The 19,388-nt window shown below is 57.8% G+C and carries 16 protein-coding genes; 15 read left to right on the forward strand and 1 reads right to left on the reverse strand.

What is annotated here, in order from left to right:
• Window positions 1–143 precede the first annotated feature (143 nt).
• The 7 genes from VMN77_01085 (at window position 144) to VMN77_01115 (ending at window position 10,151) form a co-directional block, all read left to right on the forward strand.
• On the forward strand, window positions 144–1,427 hold the full coding sequence (locus VMN77_01085) for an ATP citrate lyase citrate-binding domain-containing protein (protein HTN42373.1): 1,284 nt from the start codon (window positions 144–146) through the stop codon (window positions 1,425–1,427).
• Window positions 1,424–3,250, forward strand: a complete 1,827-nt coding sequence (locus VMN77_01090; GenBank protein HTN42374.1) for a citrate/2-methylcitrate synthase — start codon at window positions 1,424–1,426, stop codon at window positions 3,248–3,250. Before VMN77_01085 ends, VMN77_01090 begins: the two co-directional genes overlap by 4 nt.
• A gap of 113 nt (window positions 3,251–3,363) precedes the next feature.
• A complete protein-coding gene (locus VMN77_01095) occupies window positions 3,364–5,610 on the forward strand; it encodes an aconitate hydratase (GenBank protein ID HTN42375.1) in 2,247 nt (748 codons plus the stop codon).
• Between the two features lie 52 nt (window positions 5,611–5,662).
• A complete protein-coding gene (locus VMN77_01100) occupies window positions 5,663–6,367 on the forward strand; it encodes a 4Fe-4S dicluster domain-containing protein (GenBank protein HTN42376.1) in 705 nt (234 codons plus the stop codon).
• 15 nt (window positions 6,368–6,382) lie between these two features.
• The gene (locus VMN77_01105; GenBank protein HTN42377.1) at window positions 6,383–7,999 is read left to right on the forward strand and encodes an FAD-binding protein; all 1,617 of its coding nucleotides are present in this window, start codon (window positions 6,383–6,385) and stop codon (window positions 7,997–7,999) included.
• Window positions 8,000–8,046: 47 nt separating this feature from the next.
• Window positions 8,047–8,949 (forward strand): SUMF1/EgtB/PvdO family nonheme iron enzyme, encoded by a 903-nt coding sequence (locus VMN77_01110; protein ID HTN42378.1) that lies wholly within the window; start codon window positions 8,047–8,049, stop codon window positions 8,947–8,949.
• A gap of 401 nt (window positions 8,950–9,350) precedes the next feature.
• The gene (locus VMN77_01115; GenBank protein ID HTN42379.1) at window positions 9,351–10,151 is read left to right on the forward strand and encodes a C1 family peptidase; all 801 of its coding nucleotides are present in this window, start codon (window positions 9,351–9,353) and stop codon (window positions 10,149–10,151) included.
• 55 nt (window positions 10,152–10,206) lie between these two features.
• On the opposite strand, the gene VMN77_01120 is transcribed toward VMN77_01115, so the two are convergent.
• Entirely contained in the window at window positions 10,207–11,424 is a 1,218-nt protein-coding gene (locus tag VMN77_01120) for a Bcr/CflA family multidrug efflux MFS transporter (protein ID HTN42380.1), read from the reverse strand.
• Window positions 11,425–11,715: 291 nt separating this feature from the next.
• On the opposite strand from VMN77_01120, the gene sucC reads away from it, so the two are divergent.
• The 8 genes from sucC (at window position 11,716) to VMN77_01160 (ending at window position 19,042) form a co-directional block, all read left to right on the forward strand.
• A complete protein-coding gene (sucC, locus tag VMN77_01125; protein HTN42381.1) occupies window positions 11,716–12,879 on the forward strand; it encodes an ADP-forming succinate--CoA ligase subunit beta in 1,164 nt (387 codons plus the stop codon).
• Window positions 12,879–14,075, forward strand: coding sequence for a two-component regulator propeller domain-containing protein (locus VMN77_01130; GenBank protein HTN42382.1), 1,197 nt, complete (start codon window positions 12,879–12,881; stop codon window positions 14,073–14,075). The genes sucC and VMN77_01130 overlap by 1 nt, the downstream gene beginning before the upstream one ends.
• Complete coding sequence (gene sucD / locus VMN77_01135; protein ID HTN42383.1) at window positions 14,072–15,019, forward strand: succinate--CoA ligase subunit alpha; 948 nt, start codon at window positions 14,072–14,074, stop codon at window positions 15,017–15,019. The genes VMN77_01130 and sucD overlap by 4 nt, the downstream gene beginning before the upstream one ends.
• A gap of 26 nt (window positions 15,020–15,045) precedes the next feature.
• Window positions 15,046–15,747 (forward strand): hypothetical protein, encoded by a 702-nt coding sequence (locus VMN77_01140; GenBank protein ID HTN42384.1) that lies wholly within the window; start codon window positions 15,046–15,048, stop codon window positions 15,745–15,747.
• A 245-nt stretch (window positions 15,748–15,992) separates the two neighbouring features.
• On the forward strand, window positions 15,993–16,337 hold the full coding sequence (locus VMN77_01145) for a P-II family nitrogen regulator (GenBank protein HTN42385.1): 345 nt from the start codon (window positions 15,993–15,995) through the stop codon (window positions 16,335–16,337).
• A 13-nt stretch (window positions 16,338–16,350) separates the two neighbouring features.
• On the forward strand, window positions 16,351–17,904 hold the full coding sequence (gene nifA, locus VMN77_01150; protein ID HTN42386.1) for a nif-specific transcriptional activator NifA: 1,554 nt from the start codon (window positions 16,351–16,353) through the stop codon (window positions 17,902–17,904).
• A gap of 252 nt (window positions 17,905–18,156) precedes the next feature.
• Complete coding sequence (locus VMN77_01155; protein HTN42387.1) at window positions 18,157–18,453, forward strand: hypothetical protein; 297 nt, start codon at window positions 18,157–18,159, stop codon at window positions 18,451–18,453.
• Between the two features lie 361 nt (window positions 18,454–18,814).
• The gene (locus VMN77_01160) at window positions 18,815–19,042 is read left to right on the forward strand and encodes a helix-turn-helix domain-containing protein (protein HTN42388.1); all 228 of its coding nucleotides are present in this window, start codon (window positions 18,815–18,817) and stop codon (window positions 19,040–19,042) included.
• Window positions 19,043–19,388 lie beyond the last annotated feature (346 nt).

Below are 19,388 nucleotides of genomic sequence, written 5' to 3' on the forward strand. Positions count from 1 at the left end.
CCGGTTCCTAACCCATAGGTCTTTTTTTCTGTTGAGCAAACACATAAAACTGGTTATAATAAATCACTTTTTCTGTGGATACCGATAGTTCCGACCCAATCGATTAGGATACCCAAGAAGGTGAAAGGGCAAGGAGACGATACATGGCAAAGGTGCTTGAAGGCCCGGGAATGGGCTTGCTTAAGAAATGGGGGATGACTGTTCCCGGGTATATTGTCGTCACCTCCCCGGAACAACTCGATCAGGCGGCAACCGCTGAGAACTGGATCAAAGGATCCCGTCTTGTCGTAAAGGCACATGAAGCGATCGGATCCCGGATGAAACTGGGCCTGGTGAAGGTGGATCTGGATTGGCCGGCGGCCAAACAGGCGGTCAAGGAAATGCTTGGAAAGACTCTTGGCGGCGGGATGAGCGTCTCTCAGGTCATCGTCTCCGAATTGATTCTCCATAAAGAAGAATATTATATTTCGGTCAAATCGACCCGGGAAGGGGCCGAACTGTTATTGGCCAATGTGGGCGGAATCGAAATCGAATCGAATTGGGAGAAGGTCCAGAAACTTCCGGTTCCGGTCGGGGAGATCCCTTCCAAAGAAGCGCTGGCGGATCTGGCCAAACGGGCCGGGTTCGGCAAGGATCTGGCCGTAAAAGTGGCCGAGTTCGCGGCCAAGCTTTATCAATGCTACGACAACGAAGACGCTCAATATCTTGAGATCAATCCCCTCGTTCTGCGTTCAAACAATCCAGAGCTGGTAGCGCTGGATGCGGTGACCTTGGTGGACGCGGACGCCCGGTTTCGGCATCCGGACTGGAACTTTTCATTCGCGGCCGAATTCGGACGGCCTTATTCCGAGAACGAGCGGGCCGTCATGGAGGTGGATTCCAAGATCAAGGGCTCGGTCAAATTCATCGAGATCCCGGGCGGAGATACGGCCTTGCTTCCGGCCGGGGGCGGCGCGAGCGTCTTTTACACCGACGCGGTCGTGGCCCTGAATGGAAAACCGGCGAATTACGCCGAGTACTCCGGCGACCCACCCGATTGGGCGGTCGAGGTCCTGACCGAAAAGGTCTGCTCGCTCCCCAATCTTAAGCGGATCATCGTCGGCGGCGCGATCGCCAATTTTACCAATGTAAAAAAGACCTTCGCCGGCATCATCGCCGGTTTCCGAAAAGCGAAGGCCGAGGGCAAACTCGACGGCGTCGAGATCTGGGTCCGCCGGGGGGGGCCGTTCGAAAAGGAGGGATTGGCGGCAATGAAGGCGCTTGAGTCGGAAGGGTTTCAAATTCATGTCTATGACCGATACACCCCGTTGACCGATATCGTGGACATGTCGTTGAAGAAAGAATCGATGACGAGCGGTTCATCCTCCCATAAGAAACCCGCTGCAAAGGCCTTGCGGGGAGAAAAATCCGGGGAGGCGCGACGATGAGCATCGTAGCCGATCGCGATACGCGCGTGGTGATCCAGGGGGGACCGGCCGGGGTCAATGCGGCCCGCCGGATGGCCGAATTCTGTCACCTGGCCAAGGCTCCGCTGACCGTTCAGGCCTTCGTCTTTCCTCCGGATGCCGGCAAGATCAACGAAGTTCCCTACGGCGGCGAGATCGTTTCGATTCCGGTTTATAAGAGCGTGGCCGAGGCGATCGCCGATCACCCGGAAATCAACACCAGCCTTGTTTATGTCGGGCCCGATCGGGCCTTCGGCGCGGCCCGCGAGGCATTGAACGTGGATGGGATCCGTCTGGTCTCGATGATCACGGAAGGGGTTCCCGAAAAGGACACCAAGCTTCTTTCGCGCGTGGCCCGGGAAAAAGGAAAGATCTTCAACGGGCCGTCCGCCATCGGGATCATCTCGGCCGGCGAATGCCGCCTCGGCGTGATCGGGGGCGCGTTCGACAATTTGGTTCTGAGCAAACTTTATCGGCCCGGCTCCTTTGGCGTGATTACAAAATCGGGCGGACTGTCGAACGAGATCATCTGGATCTGCAGCCAGTTCGCCGACGGCATCACGACCGCGATCGGAATCGGCGGGGACGCCTATCCGGGATCGGATTACGTGACCTACCTCGAGATGTTCGAGAAGGATCCGAAAACCCATGCCGTTGTGATTGTGGGCGAGATGGGCGGCGACCTGGAGGAGCGTGCCGCCGAATGGTACGCGGCCAAAAAGCGGCGGATCAAGCTGTTGGCGGTCATCTCGGGTTTCTGTCAGGAAGTGCTGCCGAAGGGAATGAAGTTCGGCCACGCCGGCGCGAAGGAAGGGATGAAGGGCGAGGGCAGCGCTCGGCACAAAGCGGACCGCCTTCGCGAGGCCGGGGCGATCGTGCCGTCCACTTTCGGAGGGCTGGGTCCGGCCATCAAGGAGGTCTATCAAGAACTGCTCGCAAAAGGGATGGTCAAGGAAGCCCCGGCCGTCGAGCCGGAGGCCCTGCCCAAACTTCCGAAGACGATCGAGGAGTCCCGAAAGAGCGGCGAGGTCCTGGTGGAGCCGCTCGTCAAAACCACGATCTCGGACGATCGCGGCGAGGAGCCGCTCTATTATGGTTATCCCGCCTCCGAGCTGATCAATAAAGGGTACCAAATTCCCCATGTCATCGGCCTGCTCTGGAATAAAAAACTGATCAGCCCGCAGGAGGCCGAGATCGTCAAGCGGATCATCATGCTGTCGGCCGATCACGGTCCGGCGGTGTCGGGGGCGCTCACGACGATCATCGCGGCCTGCGCCGGCATTTCGATGTCCCAGGCGGTGGCGGCCGGTCTGATCATGATCGGCCCCCGCTTCGGCGGAGCCGTCACGGACGCGGGGAAATGGTTCAAGTACGCCGTCGAGAACAAGCTTTCGGTCGACGACTTTTTAAGCTACATGAAATCCAATGTGGGGCCCGTTCCGGGGATTGGCCACAGGGTAAAAAGTGTAAAGAATCCGGATAGAAGGGTTAAAGAGCTCGTGAATTACGTGAAGAGTCAAAACCTTTTCACGCCGCACCTGGACTTTGCCCTGGAAGTGGAAAAGGTCACCACGGCCAAGAAAGACACCCTGATCCTGAATGTGGACGGGACGATCGCGGCCGTCCTCGTCGACCTCGGTTTCCCGGTTGAAAGCCTCAACGGATTTTTCATTACGGCCCGGACGATCGGTCTTATCGGACATTGGATCGATCAGAAACAGCAGGGGAGCCGCCTGATTCGATTGTTCGATTATCTGATCAACTACGCGGCCCCGAAAAAGAAAGAAGTCCCGCCGCTCAAATAGCGTCCCTTGAAAGGCGGTTTCCACCGATCGAGCCGACTCCTCAAACGGCTTGACTAGGGTTGAAGCGGCCCTTAGAATAAAGTTTCCGTATAATCATGAGGGAGGACCTTTCCATGTCGGTAGATTTCATCAAAAAACTGTACGCCTCCATGCCGGACAAGCTGGCCAAGGCCCGCAGGAAATTTGGCCGTCCGCTGACCCTGACCGAGAAAATACTGGTTTCCCACGCCGAGGATCTTGAGACGCAGGTCTGGGAGCGAGGCAAGGCCCAGCTTCTTTTGCGGCCGGACCGTGTTGCGATGCAGGACGCGACGGCCCAGATGGCGCTGCTCCAGTTCATTCAGGCCGGGAAGAAAAAAGTGGCCGTTTCCAGCACCGTTCATTGCGACCATCTCATCCGGGCCCAGAGCGGCGCGAAGGAAGACGTTCAACGGGCGATCGACGAGAACAAAGAAGTCTACAACTTTCTCCGCTCGGCCGCGCGAAAATTCGGAATCGGTTTCTGGAAACCCGGGGCGGGGATCATTCATCAGGTCGTTCTGGAGAATTACGCCTTTCCGGGCGCGCTTCTGATCGGGACGGACTCCCACACCCCGAACGGGGGCGGCCTCGGCATGCTGGCGATCGGCGTCGGCGGGGCGGATGCCGGCGAGGTAATGGCCGGGCTGCCGTGGGAGGTGCTCCATCCTAAACTGATCGGGGTCCGTCTGACGGGGCAGTTGCAAGGCTGGAGTTCCCCGAAGGACGTCATTTTGTATCTCTGCGGCCTGCTCACGGTGAAGGGCGGGACGAACAAGATCCTGGAATATTTCGGACCGGGCGCCGAGACGATCAGCTGCACCGGCAAGGGAACGATCACCAACATGGGCGCCGAGCTCGGGGCGACCACGTCTATCTTTCCGTTCGACGACAAAATGGCGGCCTATCTCAATCTGACCGAACGGGCCGAATGGGCCGATCTGGCGCAGGCCAACCGCGAGAGTCTGACGGCCGATCCCGAAGTTTTTAAATCCCCCGAAAAATATTACGACCAGATCGTCGAGATCAATCTGTCCGAACTGGAACCCCATGTCGTCGGTCCGCACACCCCGGACCTGGCCCGGCCTATCTCCAGGTTGATGTCCGAGGCGAAAGAGAAAAACTATCCGGTCCAGCTGAAGGCCGCGCTGATCGGGAGTTGCACGAACTCCTCGTACGAAGACATCTCCCGCTCCGCCCATATCGCGCAGCAGGGGCTCAAAGCCGGACTCAAGGCCCGGACGAGCTTCCTCGTCACGCCGGGCTCGGAGCGGATCTACCATACGATGATCCGCGACGGATTCATGAAGACCTTCGAAGAAATGGGCGCGACGGTCCTGGCCAACGCCTGCGGCCCCTGCATCGGGCAGTGGAAGCGGTCCGATATCCAGCCGAAAGAGTCGAATTCGATCATCAGCTCGTACAACCGCAATTTTCCCGGCCGCAACGACGGGAACGCCGAGACGCTGTCGTTTCTTTCGAGCCCCGAGATCGTGACGGCCATGGCCTTCGCGGGGACGCTGGACTTCAATCCCGTCACCGGCACGTTGACCGCAAAAGACGGGACGAAAATCAAATTCGAGCCGCCGCGGGGACAGGAGTTGCCGGCCAAGGGATTCGCGAAGGGTGAAGAAGGGTATGAGGCCCCGGCCGAGAACGGCGACGCGCTTCAGGTGGAAATCCCGCCCACGAGTGATCGGCTTCAGCTCCTCAAGCCTTTTCCGCGCTGGGACGGGAAGGATTTCGCGAAGCTTCCAATTCTGATCAAGGCCAAGGGAAAATGCACCACCGATCACATCTCGCCCGCCGGGCCCTGGCTCAAATACCGCGGCCATCTGGACAAGATCAGCGACAACATGTTTCTCGGCGCGAACAACGCGTTCGCCACCGAGGCCGGCAAGGGAACGGATGTCCTGACGGGCGAACCCAATCTGACGATCGCCGCGATCGCCCGGAGATACAAGGCCAAGGGGATCGGCTCGATCGTGATCGGCGATGAAAACTACGGCGAGGGATCGAGCCGCGAGCATGCCGCGATGTCCCCGAGGTTTCTGGGCGTCCTGGCCGTGCTGGTCAAGAGTTTCGCGCGGATTCACGAGACCAACCTGAAGAAACAGGGGATTCTTCCGCTGACCTTTGCCGATCCGAAGGACTATGACAAATTCGAGCCGAAGGACCGTATCAGCGTCCTTGGTTTGTCCGGTCTCGCTCCGGGAAAACCGGTCGAGGTGGTCATCCACAAAACGGATGGAAAAGAATTGAAGATCGAGGCCAACCACAGCCTGACCCAGCAGCAGATCGGATGGTTTGAGGCCGGTTCGGCATTAAATGCTTTAAACTGACCCGCAAACCCCCGGGGTGTGCGGGTGAAAGTCCATCCAAGCGGAAGGGATAATGACGGAACGCGTTGACGAAAGCTCAATCGGCGCTCATGGCCGCACCATCACGGTCGAAATCATGGGCCGGCCGTATTCCGTGCCGGAGGGTCTGACCATGCTGCGCGCGATGTGGTACACCGGCCATGAGGTCGTCCGCGGCGCGGGATGCCTCGGGGGCTTCTGCGGCGCCTGCGCCGTCACGTACCGGACCCGGGACGACGTCCGTCTGCGCAACGGCCTGGCCTGTCAAACGGTCGTCGAGGACGGGATGTCCTTCTACCTGAATTTCTCCTACTACCCGGGCCGCAAGGCGCTTTACGACCTCGAACAGCTTCAGGATCCCAAACAGGACCTTTTCAAGATCTATCCCGAGGCGACGCTTTGCCGGAATTGCAACGCCTGCACCGAGGCCTGCCCTCAGGGGATCGACGTCCGGGACGGCGTCTGGAAATCGGTCTTCGGCGATTTCGAAAAAGTTTCGGAAATGTTCATGGACTGCGTGATGTGCGGCCAGTGCATTCCGGTCTGCATCGCCGATATCGCACCCAATTATGTCGCTCTTTATGCCAGCCGGATGCAGGGGGCCCGACTGACCAAGCCTCCGGAAAACCTTTCCAAGCGGGTCGGGGAGATCGAATCGGGGAAGTACGCCTCGGAATGGAAGCGGATCCTCTCGATGAATGAAGAGGACCTCAAAGCGGCCGCTCAACCCAAAAAATAAAGGTGAGCAAGTTCGATGACCGATATCATCAACGAATCAAAGGATCGGGTTCTCCACGGACGCGATGAGCGCCGAAAACTGACAATCCCCAGCCAGTCGGCGGAGGAACGGGACCGGCTCGTCCATGCGTTTCACCCGGATTATAAGAAAGAAGAGTACCATCGCATTCGAATCGGTCCCAACGCGGGCGAACGGACGGTCCGGGAAGTGGCCGAACTTCTGGAATCGGACAGCGCGCTTCCGGACCATCTGGACCTGACCCCCCAATATCGGGTCGATGTGCTCGTCGTCGGCGGCGGCGGGGCCGGGGCCACCGCGGCCCTGACGGCCAAGGCTCAAGGCGCGGAGGTGATGCTCGTGACCAAGCTGCGCCTGGGCGATTCCAATACCGTGATGGCTCAAGGGGGGATGCAGGTCGCGATCACGGACGACGATTCGCCAGTCACCCATTTCTTTGATACGCTTCGCGGCGGGCATCACAAAAACGATCCTAACCTGCTCAAGGTCCTGGTGGATGAAGGCCCGAAGGCCGCCCAGTGGTTGATCCAACTCGGGGTGTTGTTCGACCGGGACGAAAAGGGAAATCTCAAGACGAAGAAGGGGGGCGGCAGCACGCAGCCCCGCTTGTTGACCTGCAGCGACTATACCGGTTTGGAAATCATGCGGGTTCTGAAAGACGAGGTTCTGAACCGACAGATTCCCGTTCTGGAATTCTCCCCCGTGGTGGAGCTGCTCTCGGATGCGGATGGAAACTGCACCGGCGCGGTGCTCAAGAACATGGACAACGGCCAACTCATCGTGGTCTCGGCCAAATCGGTCATTCTGGCGACCGGCGGAAGCGGACGGCTTCACATCGAGGGTTTTCCGACCAGCAATCATTTTGGCGCAACGGGAGACGCGCTCGTCCTGGCTTACCGGCTCGGCGCACGGCTCAGCCACATGGATACGTTCCAGTACCATCCCACGGGCTCGGTTTATCCGGAACAGTTGGCCGGCGCCTTGGTGACGGAGGGGATCCGCTCCGATGGAGGGCATCTCGTGAACTGCGACGGTCGCCGCTTTATCAACGAGCTGGACACCCGGGACGTCGTGGCCGCGGCCATCATACGGGAATGCGCCGAGGGACGGGGGGTGAAGACCCCGGCCGGACGCGTGGGGGTCTGGCTGGACGTGCCGATGATCGATCTGCTCATGGGCGAGGGTAGCATCACGAAGCGGTTTCCGGCCATGGTGCGGCAGTTCCAGCGCTACGGAATCGATATCCGGAAAGACCCGGTCCTGGTTTATCCCACCTTGCATTATCAGAACGGCGGGGTCGCGATTGATGTGGACGCCCAGTCCCAGGTCAAGGGGTTGTTCGTCGCCGGTGAAGCCTCCGGCGGATTGCACGGCCGCAATCGTCTGATGGGCAATTCGCTCCTCGACCTGATCGTCTTTGGGAAGCGGGCGGGCCTGGCCGCTGGGCAGCGTGCCAAAAAGACGCCGGCCGGAACCCTGACGCTATCCCATGTGAGGCGATTCCGCCGCGAACTTGAAAAAAACAATATCCGTCCGACCCGGGTGGCCCCGATCCTCCTTCCCGATTACGTCCGCCGAGAAGAAGCCGCCCCGGCGGTTCCGTCCAGACAATAACCCAGCCGATATTGACGCATCCAATCCCATTTACGTAAAATATCGTCATGTCTCTTCTCCGATGGATCCGATCGGCCAATTTTGTCTCCATCCCGGTCCTTCTCCCGGTGATCCTCCTTTCGGGCTGCACATCGGGCCCTCCCGAAACGCCGCTGCCGCTTCCTCCGGCTCGTCAGGCGCGGGATGACGGACGATTTAAAGATGTTCAGTTCATCACGGCGAAGGACGGGCGCGAGATGGTGCTGATCCCCGAGGGTCCCTTTCCGCGGGGATCCCGGCGGCTGGGCGGGGAGGGCGAACAGCCTGTCCGGGAAGTGACGGTCGGCGCATTTTATATGGATTTGTTCGAAGTGACCAATGAGGAATACGGCCGCTTCGTGGCCGAGACCGGACACAAAAAACCGGACATCATGGTTTTTTACAAAGACCTGCGTCTCCTGACGGAGCCGAGGCAGCCGGTCGTCGGAGTGGACTGGGACGACGCACAGGCCTATTGCCAGAAGGCCGGGAAGCGGCTTCCCACGGAAGCCGAATGGGAAAAGGCGGCCCACGGCCCGGTCGAGATGGATTGGCCTTGGGGGCCGAGCTTCGTTAAATGGGCGGCCAACGTGGATGGGGATGAGGACGGATATCGGTACACGGCCCCGGTCGGGAGCTATGAAAGCGGCCGGAGTCCTTACGGCCTGTATGACATGGCCGGCAACGTCTCCGAATGGGTTTCGGACTGGTACAGCTCAACGTATTATCGGGACGGACCCACCGCCATGCCGACCGGGGCCGATTCCGGCGATATGCGGGTTCACCGGGGAGGATCCTGGAACGATCCGATTTCGGACAGCCGTTCGACGAAGCGGTTCCAGGTCTTTCCTTACCGGCGGGATGCAACGGTGGGATTTCGATGCGCCATGGACGTACCCGTTCCCAGCGTGCCGGCGCGGAAAGGCGAATAGTTGACCGAGGGCGGCGATATCTGGAAGGGGATTTTGCTGCCCTCGTCTGGCCATCCCGTTTATGATGATTTAGGGTTTTCATCCCGCTCATTCATTCCTCCCTCATCGCATCTGGTCCAACAAAAATATTGACCCGCTAAAATTAGGACGCTATAATTTCGTTAAGTCAATCCTCCGGCGCGGGACGTCCCGCCCTTTATAAGACTTACACACAGTCCCATCCGCCGGACGGATAAATGAGGCCCGATGCTTCCTCCCGGTTCAATCATCCCTGGATCCCAGCAAGTCCAAGCCTGCCACCTAACTCATTTTCAAGGATTAATGGATTATTTTATCCAACGAACAAGGGGGAGCCTGTCTTCTCTTTTCTAATTTCAATCCATGTCTCGAGGAGGGTTTCCATGGCGAAAGGGAAGAATACTGTACCGGAGAAAAAAATCCAATCGCAAAAACGCGGTTACGGATGGGTGCCCGATCTCCCGGATCGTCGCGATCTGCTTTACAGCGCGATTCGGATGGCGCCGGTGGTCCTCCCCCCCACGGTCGATCTGCGACATCTTTGCTCCTCCGTTGAAAACCAGGGGGCCTTGGGCAGCTGTACCGGGAACGCCCTGGCGGGCGCGCTGGAGTTCTTAGAGAAGAAGGACAAAATTCCCTTTATAAACCTGAGCCGTCTTTTCATCTATTACAACGAGAGAGTAATCGAGCATTCGACCCGATCGGATTCCGGGGCGATGATCCGGGACGGAATCAAGACGCTCATAAAGCAAGGGGTCTGCTCGGAGAAGAAATGGCCGTATCTTATTTCAAAGTTTGCCGTGAAGCCGGGTCCCCCATGCTATAAAGAGGCGAGGGATCACCAAATCACCTCCTACCACCGCCTGACCACCGTGAATGACATGCGGGCCTGTCTGGCGGAAGGCTTCCCGTTCGTTTTCGGTTTTACGGTTTACGAAAGCTTCGAATCCCCGGAGGCGGCCGCCACCGGGGTCGTGTCGATGCCGACATCGAGGGAGCGCGCCATCGGCGGACATGCGGTGCTCGCGGTGGGATACGACGATACGAAAAGAAGGCTCCTGGTTCGCAATTCGTGGGGCACCGACTGGGGCATGAAAGGGTATTTCACGCTGCCCTACGAATACGTCGCGGACCGGGATCTCTCGGATGATTTTTGGACCATTCGGCGTGGAGAGCATCTGTAGTGCTTCATTGGAAAATAGCGGGTCTAAGAAAAACCCGATCTGGAGAACGGGGTGATTATTTCCGTTTTTCCGGATGCCCGTGTCCGACGGCATAGACGATCGCGCCGGCCAGACTGCAGCCCGCGATCGTCAGGGCCATCGGGTATGCCGTTCCGTTATGGAACCAGCCGACCAACCCTCCGGCCAGCGCGCCGGCCGTGAACTGCATCATCCCCATCAGTGACGAAGCGCTCCCCGCATGATGACCGCTGGCCGACATGGCGATCGCGACGGCGTTGGGACTGATAAACCCGAGACTGGCGATGCACAGCCACAGCGGAATCAGGAAGACGACGAGGCTGGAACTGCCGGCCGCCGCCAGCAAAATCAACGCCGCCCCGACGTTTCCCGCGATCGCCCACCCCAAAATCGTCCTCGGTGACTGGCGTGAAAGCATCGCGCGATTGATCTGCGAGGCCGTGACCAGGCCCAGGGCGTTCAACCCGAAAAGAAGACCGAATTGCCTCGGGGTGACGCCGTGCAGTTCGATGAAGACAAAGGGCGAGTTCGCGATGTAACCGAACATCCCGGCCATGATCAGAGAAGCGGCCAGGGCGGGCGCGATAAAGCGACGGTTGACCATGAGGCGGGCGTAGGTGCGGAACACCCCGGCCAAATCATCCCGGCGGCGCGACTCGGCCGGAAGCGTTTCGCCCAGGCCGGCCCAGGAGGAGACAAGGGCCAGCAGGCCGAAGCCCGCCAGCGCCAGAAATATCGCGCGCCATCCGGCGATCGTCAGGATATAGCCACCGACCATCGGCGCAAGGATCGGCGCCAATCCCATCACCAGGATTAGCGTCGAGAAGACACGGGCGGACTCGCGTTCGTCGAAAAGATCACGCACAACTGCGCGGCTGATCACCATGCCGGCGCATCCACCGAGCGCCTGGACCAGGCGCAATGCGATCAGGCCGCCGATGGTCGGCACGAAGGGGGCGATCAATGATGCCACGACATAGATCGACACACCGGCCAGCAAAGGCCGTCGCCGGCCGTAGCGATCGGCGAGGGGGCCATAGATGGCCTGACCGAAAGCGAGACCGATGAAAAAGATGGACAGGGTCACCTGGACCCGGCCGGGATCGACCGAATAGGCTTTCGCCAGAATCGGGAAACTCGGGAGGTAGAGGTCGATCGAGAGCGGGGCGATCGCCGTCAGAGCGCCGAGCATCAGCACCATCCGGAGCATCGGAGTGGATGAGCGGACCGATATCGCGATGATATTTTCCTTCATGGGGCATCAATCCTATCCAAGTCGGCTGCACATTCACATCCGGGAGGGAACGGAACCGGAGGTCGGCCACTCGATCTTGCAGAAATCCGGCAGCGCGGAACATCGACCGTTTATCGCTCGGCTTGAACAGGAAACAGGGTTCGAGCCGCCATTTTTATTATAGATGATGGGTAAGATCGGTGGGAAGCGGAAAATTCAAGGGTCGACCCGTCCATAAAACCCAGTTGCTTTCAGGCCCTGTCCTCTGATAAAATTCCCTCCCGTTAAATTAATGATACAGGATGCCACCCGATGAACATCCACGAATTTCAGGCGAAACAGTTGTTTGCCCAGTACAACATCCCGGTGCCCCGGGGGAAAGGCGTCGCATCGGTCGAGGAGGCGAAGGCCTGGGCGGAGGAACTCCGGCCGGCCGTCTATGTCGTCAAGGCCCAGATCCATGCCGGCGGACGGGGAAAGGCCGGGGGAGTCAAATTGACCAAGGATCCGGCCCAGGTTGGAACGCTCGCACGTGAACTGTTGGGGAAGGTCCTTGTCACGCATCAGACCGGCCCGGAAGGCCGAAAGGTGCTACGCCTCTTGATCGAGGAAGGCGCCGATATTGCCAGCGAACTGTATTTGAGCCTTCTGGTGGATCGCGCCTCCGGCTGGCCCGTTTTTGTCGCCAGTCGCGCGGGGGGAATGGAGATCGAGGAAGTCGCTGCCCATTCGCCGGAGAAGATACTCAAGGGAGCGATCGACCCTTCTTCCGGGTTCCAGGCCTTTCACGGCCGAATGCTGGGCTTTCGGCTGGGTCTTGAAAAGGAAGTCCTGGGATCGTTCATCCAGATGCTGGGCCAACTCTACCGCCTCTTCATGGAAAAGGGGGCGTCCCTCATCGAAATCAATCCGCTCGTAATCACCCGGGACAAAAAACTGATCGCGCTGGACGCCAAGGTGACCTTTGACGACAATTCGCTCTTCAGGAACGACGACATCAAGGCGTTCAGGGATATCGGGGAAGAAGATCCCCTCGAGGTACAGGCCTCCCAATACGGTCTGAACTATGTGAAGCTGGACGGCGAGATCGGATGCATGGTGAACGGGGCCGGGCTCGCGATGGCCACGATGGACACAATCAAGCTGGCCGGATCTTTCCCGGCGAATTTTTTGGACGTCGGGGGCGGGGCTTCAAAAGAGACCGTAAAACAAGCCTTCACCATCTTGCTGTCCGATTCCCACGTGAAGGGGGTGTTTATCAATATCTTCGGGGGAATTGTGCGCTGCGAACGAATCGCCGGCGGAGTGATCGACGCGGCCAAAGAGGTCTCGATACGGGTTCCCCTCGTCGTGAGGCTGGAAGGGACAAACGCCGACGAGGCCCGGCAGATGCTGGCCGCATCCGGACTGAACCTCGTCGTGGTGCGGACGATGTGGGAGGGGGCCCAAAAGATCGTCAGCCTAATCCGGGGCTGATGTTTTTTCCGGGGTCGTGGAAACGGCTCGGACTGTCCGCTGTTTTAATCGGCGTGTCCTTCTTGGGGGGCTGCACCGTAAAACCCTCGCCCGTCAAAGAGTACAAGGTTCTGGCGAGCTTTGGAACGGGCGAAGGAACAATCGTCCGCGCGCTGAAAGTGGACGGGAACTTTCTTTGGGTCGGAACCTCGGTTGGAATCCTTAAGGTCAACCGTTATAGCGGCGCCCTTCTCAAAACCTATACCAAGGCCGACGGCCTGACGAGCAACTACATTTTTACGATCAACGTGGATCCCACGGGCACGCCGTGGTTTGGCACCGACGCCGGCGGACTACTCCGCCTCGATGGGGATCGTTGGAAGGCCTACGGCACTTCGGACGGTCTGGCGGATCCCTGGGTGTACGACATCGATTTCCACCCGGACGGCTCGATGTGGATCGGTACCTGGAACGGGGCCAATCGCTATGATCCTAAGGCTCCGGAAGGTGCGCGGTTTGCCACGTACAGCGTCAAGGATGGGCTGGTCAATAAATGGGTGTACAGTTTGGCGGTGGACCGGGACGGGTCGCTCTGGTTCGGCACCGAGGAAGGGGTGAATCGTTTTGACCCCCTCGCCCCGAAGGAAAGGGCCTGGATCACTTATACCCATAAGGACGGCTTGGGAGGGCCCAATGAGTTGGCCCTTGCGCGTAAGCAGACGGCCGGGGAGGCTCAGGAGGCCTTGGAGGGTCAGAGCGGTGTCGAATTGGCTCCGGGCCGGAGCTATGCCGGCCATTTTCATGACCTGAGCGTTCTGGACGAAAAGGGGAAGGAGACCTACAACGAAAATTATGTCTTCGCGATCCTGATCGACCCGCGGGGAAACAAATGGTTCGGGACCTGGGGCGGAGGGGTCAGCCGCTTCGACGGAACGCGCTGGACGAATTACACCACCAGGCAGGGACTGGCCGGAAACATTGTTTATGCCCTCGCGCGCGATCCATCGGGGGCGGTCTGGGCCGGGACCAACCACGGCCTGTCCCGTTTTGACGGAAGCGGATGGAGAAGTTATACACGAGCGGAGGGATTGCCCGGTGACGATGTTTATGCGATCGCGCCCTCTCCCGATGGATATGTGTGGATCGCCCAACGGGGCGGTGTCGTGCAACTTGGACCCAAACCGGTCGAAATAATGAAACAGGTGGAAATGAAATGAGCATTCTGGTCGGCAAAAACACGAAGGTGATCGTACAGGGGATCACGGGCCGGGAGGGATCTTTCCACGCCGCGGCCTGCCGGGAATACGGAACGAAAATCGTGGGCGGCGTCACCCCGGGGAAGGGGGGGACGATCTTCGAGGGCGTCCCCGTCTTCAATAGCGTGTTCGAAGCGGTCGAGGCGACGGGACCCGACGTCTCGATGATTTTCGTCCCCCCGGCCTTTGCGGCGGATGCCATCATGGAGGCGGCCGATGCGGGCGTCGGTCTCATCGTTTGCATCACGGAAGGCATCCCACTGGCCGACATGATCCGCGCGAGGCGTTTCCTCGACGGGAAACCGGTTAGGGGTATGGCGAGCCGTTCGGTTCGCCTGATCGGGCCCAATTGTCCCGGAATCATCACCCCGGAAGAATGTAAAATCGGTATCATGCCGGGTTTCATTCATAAAAAGGGGGGGGTGGGCGTGGTTTCGCGCAGCGGCACCTTGACCTATGAGGCGGTCTGGCAGTTGACCGGCTTGGGCTTGGGCCAGTCCACCTGCGTCGGGATCGGGGGCGATCCGGTCAACGGGACAAATTTCGTGGACGTTCTTGAGTTGTTTCAAAAAGACAAGGACACCGAGGCGATCGTCATCATCGGTGAAATCGGCGGCGACGCCGAAGAACGGGCCGCCGAATACATCAAGGCCGCCGGCACGAAACCGGTGGTCGGCTTTATCGCGGGCGTGACCGCCCCCCCCGGTCGTCGGATGGGTCATGCCGGGGCCATCATATCGGGCGGAAAGGGGACCGCCGCCCAAAAGATCGCCACGCTGGAGGAGGCCGGCGTAACCGTCGTCCAGAATCCGGCCGTGATCGGCGAGACCGTAAAAGGTCTTCTCAAAAAAGGCAAAGTCCGGCGAACGAAAACCGCCCGGCCGAAATCGAAAGCGCGCAAATAACCTCCATTTCCCGGAACGAGAGGCCCATGAACCCGGTTGGACGCCGATTCATCGGTTTGGTGATTGGATTGTTCTTGAGCGGGGGCGTGGCCTGGGCGGAGAACGTGCCGCTGATGACGGGAAAAGGACATTTGGGCGTCGGTCTTGAAGCGGAACTCTCCAGCCGGGACATGAAGCTGGACGGACAGAGCGAGCGCGAACGGATAACCCGGCAGGGTATTCAATTGACCTATGGCCTGATGGATCAGCTGGACCTTTACGCGACGGCCGGCCTGGGAAATATAACGTTCGAGGAGGCCAACCTGGACAGCCGTATGCGTCCGTATTTTGGAGTCGGTTTTCGGAGCTCCTTTCCTTTACAGGGCGGAAACTTTGCGGGTCTCTCGGCTCAGTATCAGTTCGGAAAGGTTTCAACGTTTGATGAAAATAACGTTTCGGTTCCGGTGGAGGACAATTGGACCGAGACGCAGGCCCGCCTGTTCCTCGGGACAAAAGATCTGCTCCGGGACCCCGAACCGGATCTCCGGGTCTACGCCGGCATGAGGGTTTCTACCCGGAACGACAAACTCGCGCCCCAGAATCAGCCTTCGATGAAAGCCACACAGGACAGTTCTTTTGGAGGAATGATCGGGTTGGACTTTTCGGATCGAAGCGTGTTCCGCATCAATGCCGAGATCGGCGCCGGTGATTCCAACAGCATCCGGGTCCTCCTCGGTCTGCTGTTTTGAGCCCGGACCTTCCGGGTCAACACACCCCATTATCTTCTTGACTGCGATTTAATCCCTGTGTTATAAAATAGCGAGACACAACGAGGTGTTCATGACATTGGCGTCTTCTTTGATCATCGGGAAGACGCCTTTTTAATTTTAAGGGAGCGACTGGCTCAGCCAGCGCGAGCGCGGGGTGCGGGGGCATGTGAGGACCTTGTTTCTTCTTGGCCGCAGCGGCCCCCGATGTAATCGGAGGATTCGCATTGAAAAAGATCGAGGCTTATATCCGTTCCGAAAAGATCGGTGAAGTGAAGGAAGCCCTAACCCGGATCGGTATCCAGGGAATGACGATCATGGAGGTCCGAGGGTTTGGTCGCCAGCGCGGTCACATTGAGTTGTATCAGGGCGCGGAATATACGTTGGACTTTGTCCCGAAGATGAAGATCGAGGTATTTATCCCGGACAAGGACGCCGCGCGCGTCGTCGAAGTGCTGATGCATTCGGCAACGACCGGACGGACGGGGGACGGGAAGATCTTCGTGCTGCCCGTCGAGGAAGGCGTCCGAATCCGGACCCAGGAGCGCGGCGAGGCCGCCGTTTCGATGTGAACGACGGAATGGGATGAAAGATCAAACCACCCCCCGAAAGATCGCGGAATTGACCGCTCTCTACGAGATCAGCCGATCCCTGGCCTCCTCGATGGACCTGCAGGAAACCTCACGCAAGATTCTTGAAATTCTCGCCTCCGTCCTCGATATGCGTCGTGGAACCCTGACTTTGCTCGACCCCGAAACGGGCGAGCTCGTGATCGAAACCGCGCACGGCCTCACGCCGGAGGAGATCGCGCGCGGTCGCTTTAAAATCGGCGAAGGGGTGACCGGACGGGTTTTTGAGAAAGGGGAGCCGATGATCGTCCCGGACGTGGGACGGGAACCGCTTTTTCTCAACCGAACCCGCTCGCGGGGCGACCTTACAAAAGAACGGATCGCGTTTCTCTGCATGCCCGTGAAGACCCATGGCGAAACAATCGGGGTCCTGAGCGTGGACCGGCTTTTTAAGAACGGATCGCCCGACCTTGACGACGATGTCCGCGTCCTCACGGTCGTGGCTTCCCTGATCGGGCAGGCCGTCAAGCTTCAACACACCGTTTCGCGCGAAAAACGGGAACTCCTGGAACAAAACATCCAGCTTCAGAGCGAGCTGAAGAACCGTTACCGGATCGGAAACATTGTCGGTCAGAGCAAGGTGATGGACGAGGTGTTCCGGTCGGTCCTCCAGGTCTGTAAGTCGAAGGCCACCGTACTGCTGCGGGGCGAGTCGGGGACCGGCAAGGAGTTGATTGCGCGGGCGATTCATTACAATAGCCCGAGGGCCGACCGGCCCTTCATCAAGGTCAACTGCGCGGCGCTTCCCGAGACGCTGCTTGAGAGCGAGCTGTTCGGACATGAGCGGGGGGCCTTTACCGGCGCGACCCAATTGCGGAGGGGGAGATTCGAGTTGGCCGACGGAGGAACGCTTTTCCTGGACGAGATCGGCGATATTCCCCTATCCACTCAAGTCAAACTCCTCAGGGTCTTGCAGGAACAACGATTCGAGCGCGTGGGGGGATCACAAACTCTGTCGGTGGACGTCCGTTTGGTGGCCGCCACACACCGTAATCTTGAGGCCGCGATCCAGGAGGGAACCTTTCGCGAGGACCTGTATTACCGGCTGAATGTCGTCCCGATCTTTCTTCCGTCCTTGCGCGAGCGGAAGGAAGACATCCCGCTTCTGATCGAATATTTCTTGGCCCGCTGCAACAAAGAGCATCACAAGCAGATCCGGATCGCTCCGGACGTTCTTCGGGTTATGATCCAATACCACTGGCCCGGAAACGTACGGGAGTTGGAAAACTGCATCGAACGCATGGTCGTTATGGCCGAAGCGTCGGAGATCACCTTCCATTCGATGCCCTCCAGCATCGCCGCTTACTTCCGTGACGTGCGGGAAGTGACGCGACCGTCCCCGATGGACAGGCCGACGCTGCAAACCACGGTCGAGGATCTGGAGCGGCAACAGATGCTCGACGCATTGAAAAAATGCGGTTGGGTCCAGTCCCGTGCGGCCAAAATATTGGGCATTACACCACGCCAAATCGGGTACAAGATAAAGAAATACAGAATCGAGCCGGGGTGAGCATGGACGGCAACCTTATGCCCCGCCAAATAACTTCTTCCTCATTCCTACCATTTTGTCATTGAATAGCCCTTCATCGAACAAAAACGTATTTTCCTTCCTCACGGTTTCTCCCGACGCCTCTGAATCCAGGTATATTTGAAATTCATTGAAAGGCTGATCATTTTCGGAAAAATCCGAGGCGCTCTCCATTCATTTTTCCGGATTGGCATAAGAGTTGCTCTAATTATCGAAGCAAATGGAGGTGAGATCATGGCGTCAACATCCGAAGCAACAGAAAGAACGGTTCATTTTGTATTGCAGGATTTGGCCGATCGGCTAAGCGGCGAGAACCTGGCGCGAATCATTCAGTTGTCTCATCAATCCGAGGCGATTGTTCACGTGAGCTATGATTCCTGGCAGGTTTTAATCGGAGTTCCGGAACGGAACAGTCAAAGTTTGGAGGCGGAGCTTTCTTCATTGGGTTACGTCTGCACTTATCCCTATGGAAAAGGAACAGATATTTTAACCTTTGTTCTTGGTAACGGAAATAGTGAAGCCTCAATTTAAGAGCGTTGGCCTGCTCGCCATAAAAGTCCTTGAGATCGCCTGGATGGGATCTCCATGGATCTCCGGATTTTTTCCGATGGCCTTGGTCTACATTCGGTATTGCCATGAAAGCATTCGAAAATTATCATCAAATCAGGCTCACTCCGTAGCCCTCTGGAAATAAAATCCAGTGGCAAATTCGACCTGGCATATTTCATTTTGAACATTAACTCATTATTCTTACTTTATATATTAATAAAATTAATTTACGATTTGGCTTTTGTCTATTTATCTAAAATTGCGGCCCCGGACCCCGTAAGCCACGGGAAAAATCCCAGGATTATCCCGGTCTACGGGCGGGCCGCGATGGAGGTTGTTTTCGGTGCGCAAGGGATTGAAAGAAGAGGTTGAAGATCTCGAACGTCGGATGATTTTGGCCGCCTTGGAAAGAACGCATGGTGTTCAAGCACGCGCGGCGCGGGAGCTAAAAATCAGTGAAAGGGTTATCCGTTATAAAATGAAGAAATATCATTTGGAGACGAAGACAAAAATGTCGAACAACGACATTATTGTCGAACAATTAATTCCTGTAAAGGAAACAGAAGGTTAGTCAACGTGAAAGCTTTTATGTTTAGAGACCCTGACAAGATTGTCGAAGGAGCCGATGGTGTGTTTCCGGGAAAGCATTTTAAAATATATATAATTACAATAAGTTAGATGATAATCGATTTTTATTGGGTGATGGCATCTGTCTTGCTTAGTAACAGGTCCTGAAATACCTTTCGGATACGGAGCCGTATCCTAATCTCTCCCTCGGCAACGAAGCCACCTGGGACGTAAAAGATCCAAAAACAGTTCGATTTGCTTTTTAATCCGCAAAGGAGGAATGAAATGAAAAAATTTATCAGTTTAATCGTAATCGGCTTCAGCTTGTTGATGATTGAAACAGGGATTGC

This window comes from Nitrospiria bacterium, assembly GCA_035498035.1.
Taxonomy (GTDB): Bacteria; Nitrospirota; Nitrospiria; order JACQBZ01; family JACQBZ01; genus JACQBZ01.

Excerpts from the sequence above, each read along its gene's own strand:
- VMN77_01085 (HTN42373.1), top strand. The coding sequence starts at position 144 with ATGGCAAAGGTGCTTGAAGGCCCGGGAATGGGCTTGCTTAAGAAATGG.
- VMN77_01140 (HTN42384.1), top strand. The coding sequence starts at position 15,046 with ATGAACCCGGTTGGACGCCGATTCATCGGTTTGGTGATTGGATTGTTC.
- VMN77_01100 (HTN42376.1), top strand. The coding sequence starts at position 5,663 with ATGACGGAACGCGTTGACGAAAGCTCAATCGGCGCTCATGGCCGCACC.
- nifA (HTN42386.1), top strand. The coding sequence starts at position 16,351 with ATGAAAGATCAAACCACCCCCCGAAAGATCGCGGAATTGACCGCTCTC.
- VMN77_01130 (HTN42382.1), top strand. The coding sequence starts at position 12,879 with ATGTTTTTTCCGGGGTCGTGGAAACGGCTCGGACTGTCCGCTGTTTTA.
- VMN77_01110 (HTN42378.1), top strand. The coding sequence starts at position 8,047 with ATGTCTCTTCTCCGATGGATCCGATCGGCCAATTTTGTCTCCATCCCG.
- VMN77_01090 (HTN42374.1), top strand. The coding sequence starts at position 1,424 with ATGAGCATCGTAGCCGATCGCGATACGCGCGTGGTGATCCAGGGGGGA.
- VMN77_01120 (HTN42380.1), bottom strand. The coding sequence starts at position 11,424 with ATGAAGGAAAATATCATCGCGATATCGGTCCGCTCATCCACTCCGATG.
- sucC (HTN42381.1), top strand. The coding sequence starts at position 11,716 with ATGAACATCCACGAATTTCAGGCGAAACAGTTGTTTGCCCAGTACAAC.
- VMN77_01095 (HTN42375.1), top strand. The coding sequence starts at position 3,364 with ATGTCGGTAGATTTCATCAAAAAACTGTACGCCTCCATGCCGGACAAG.
- VMN77_01155 (HTN42387.1), top strand. The coding sequence starts at position 18,157 with ATGGCGTCAACATCCGAAGCAACAGAAAGAACGGTTCATTTTGTATTG.
- VMN77_01115 (HTN42379.1), top strand. The coding sequence starts at position 9,351 with ATGGCGAAAGGGAAGAATACTGTACCGGAGAAAAAAATCCAATCGCAA.
- sucD (HTN42383.1), top strand. The coding sequence starts at position 14,072 with ATGAGCATTCTGGTCGGCAAAAACACGAAGGTGATCGTACAGGGGATC.
- VMN77_01105 (HTN42377.1), top strand. The coding sequence starts at position 6,383 with ATGACCGATATCATCAACGAATCAAAGGATCGGGTTCTCCACGGACGC.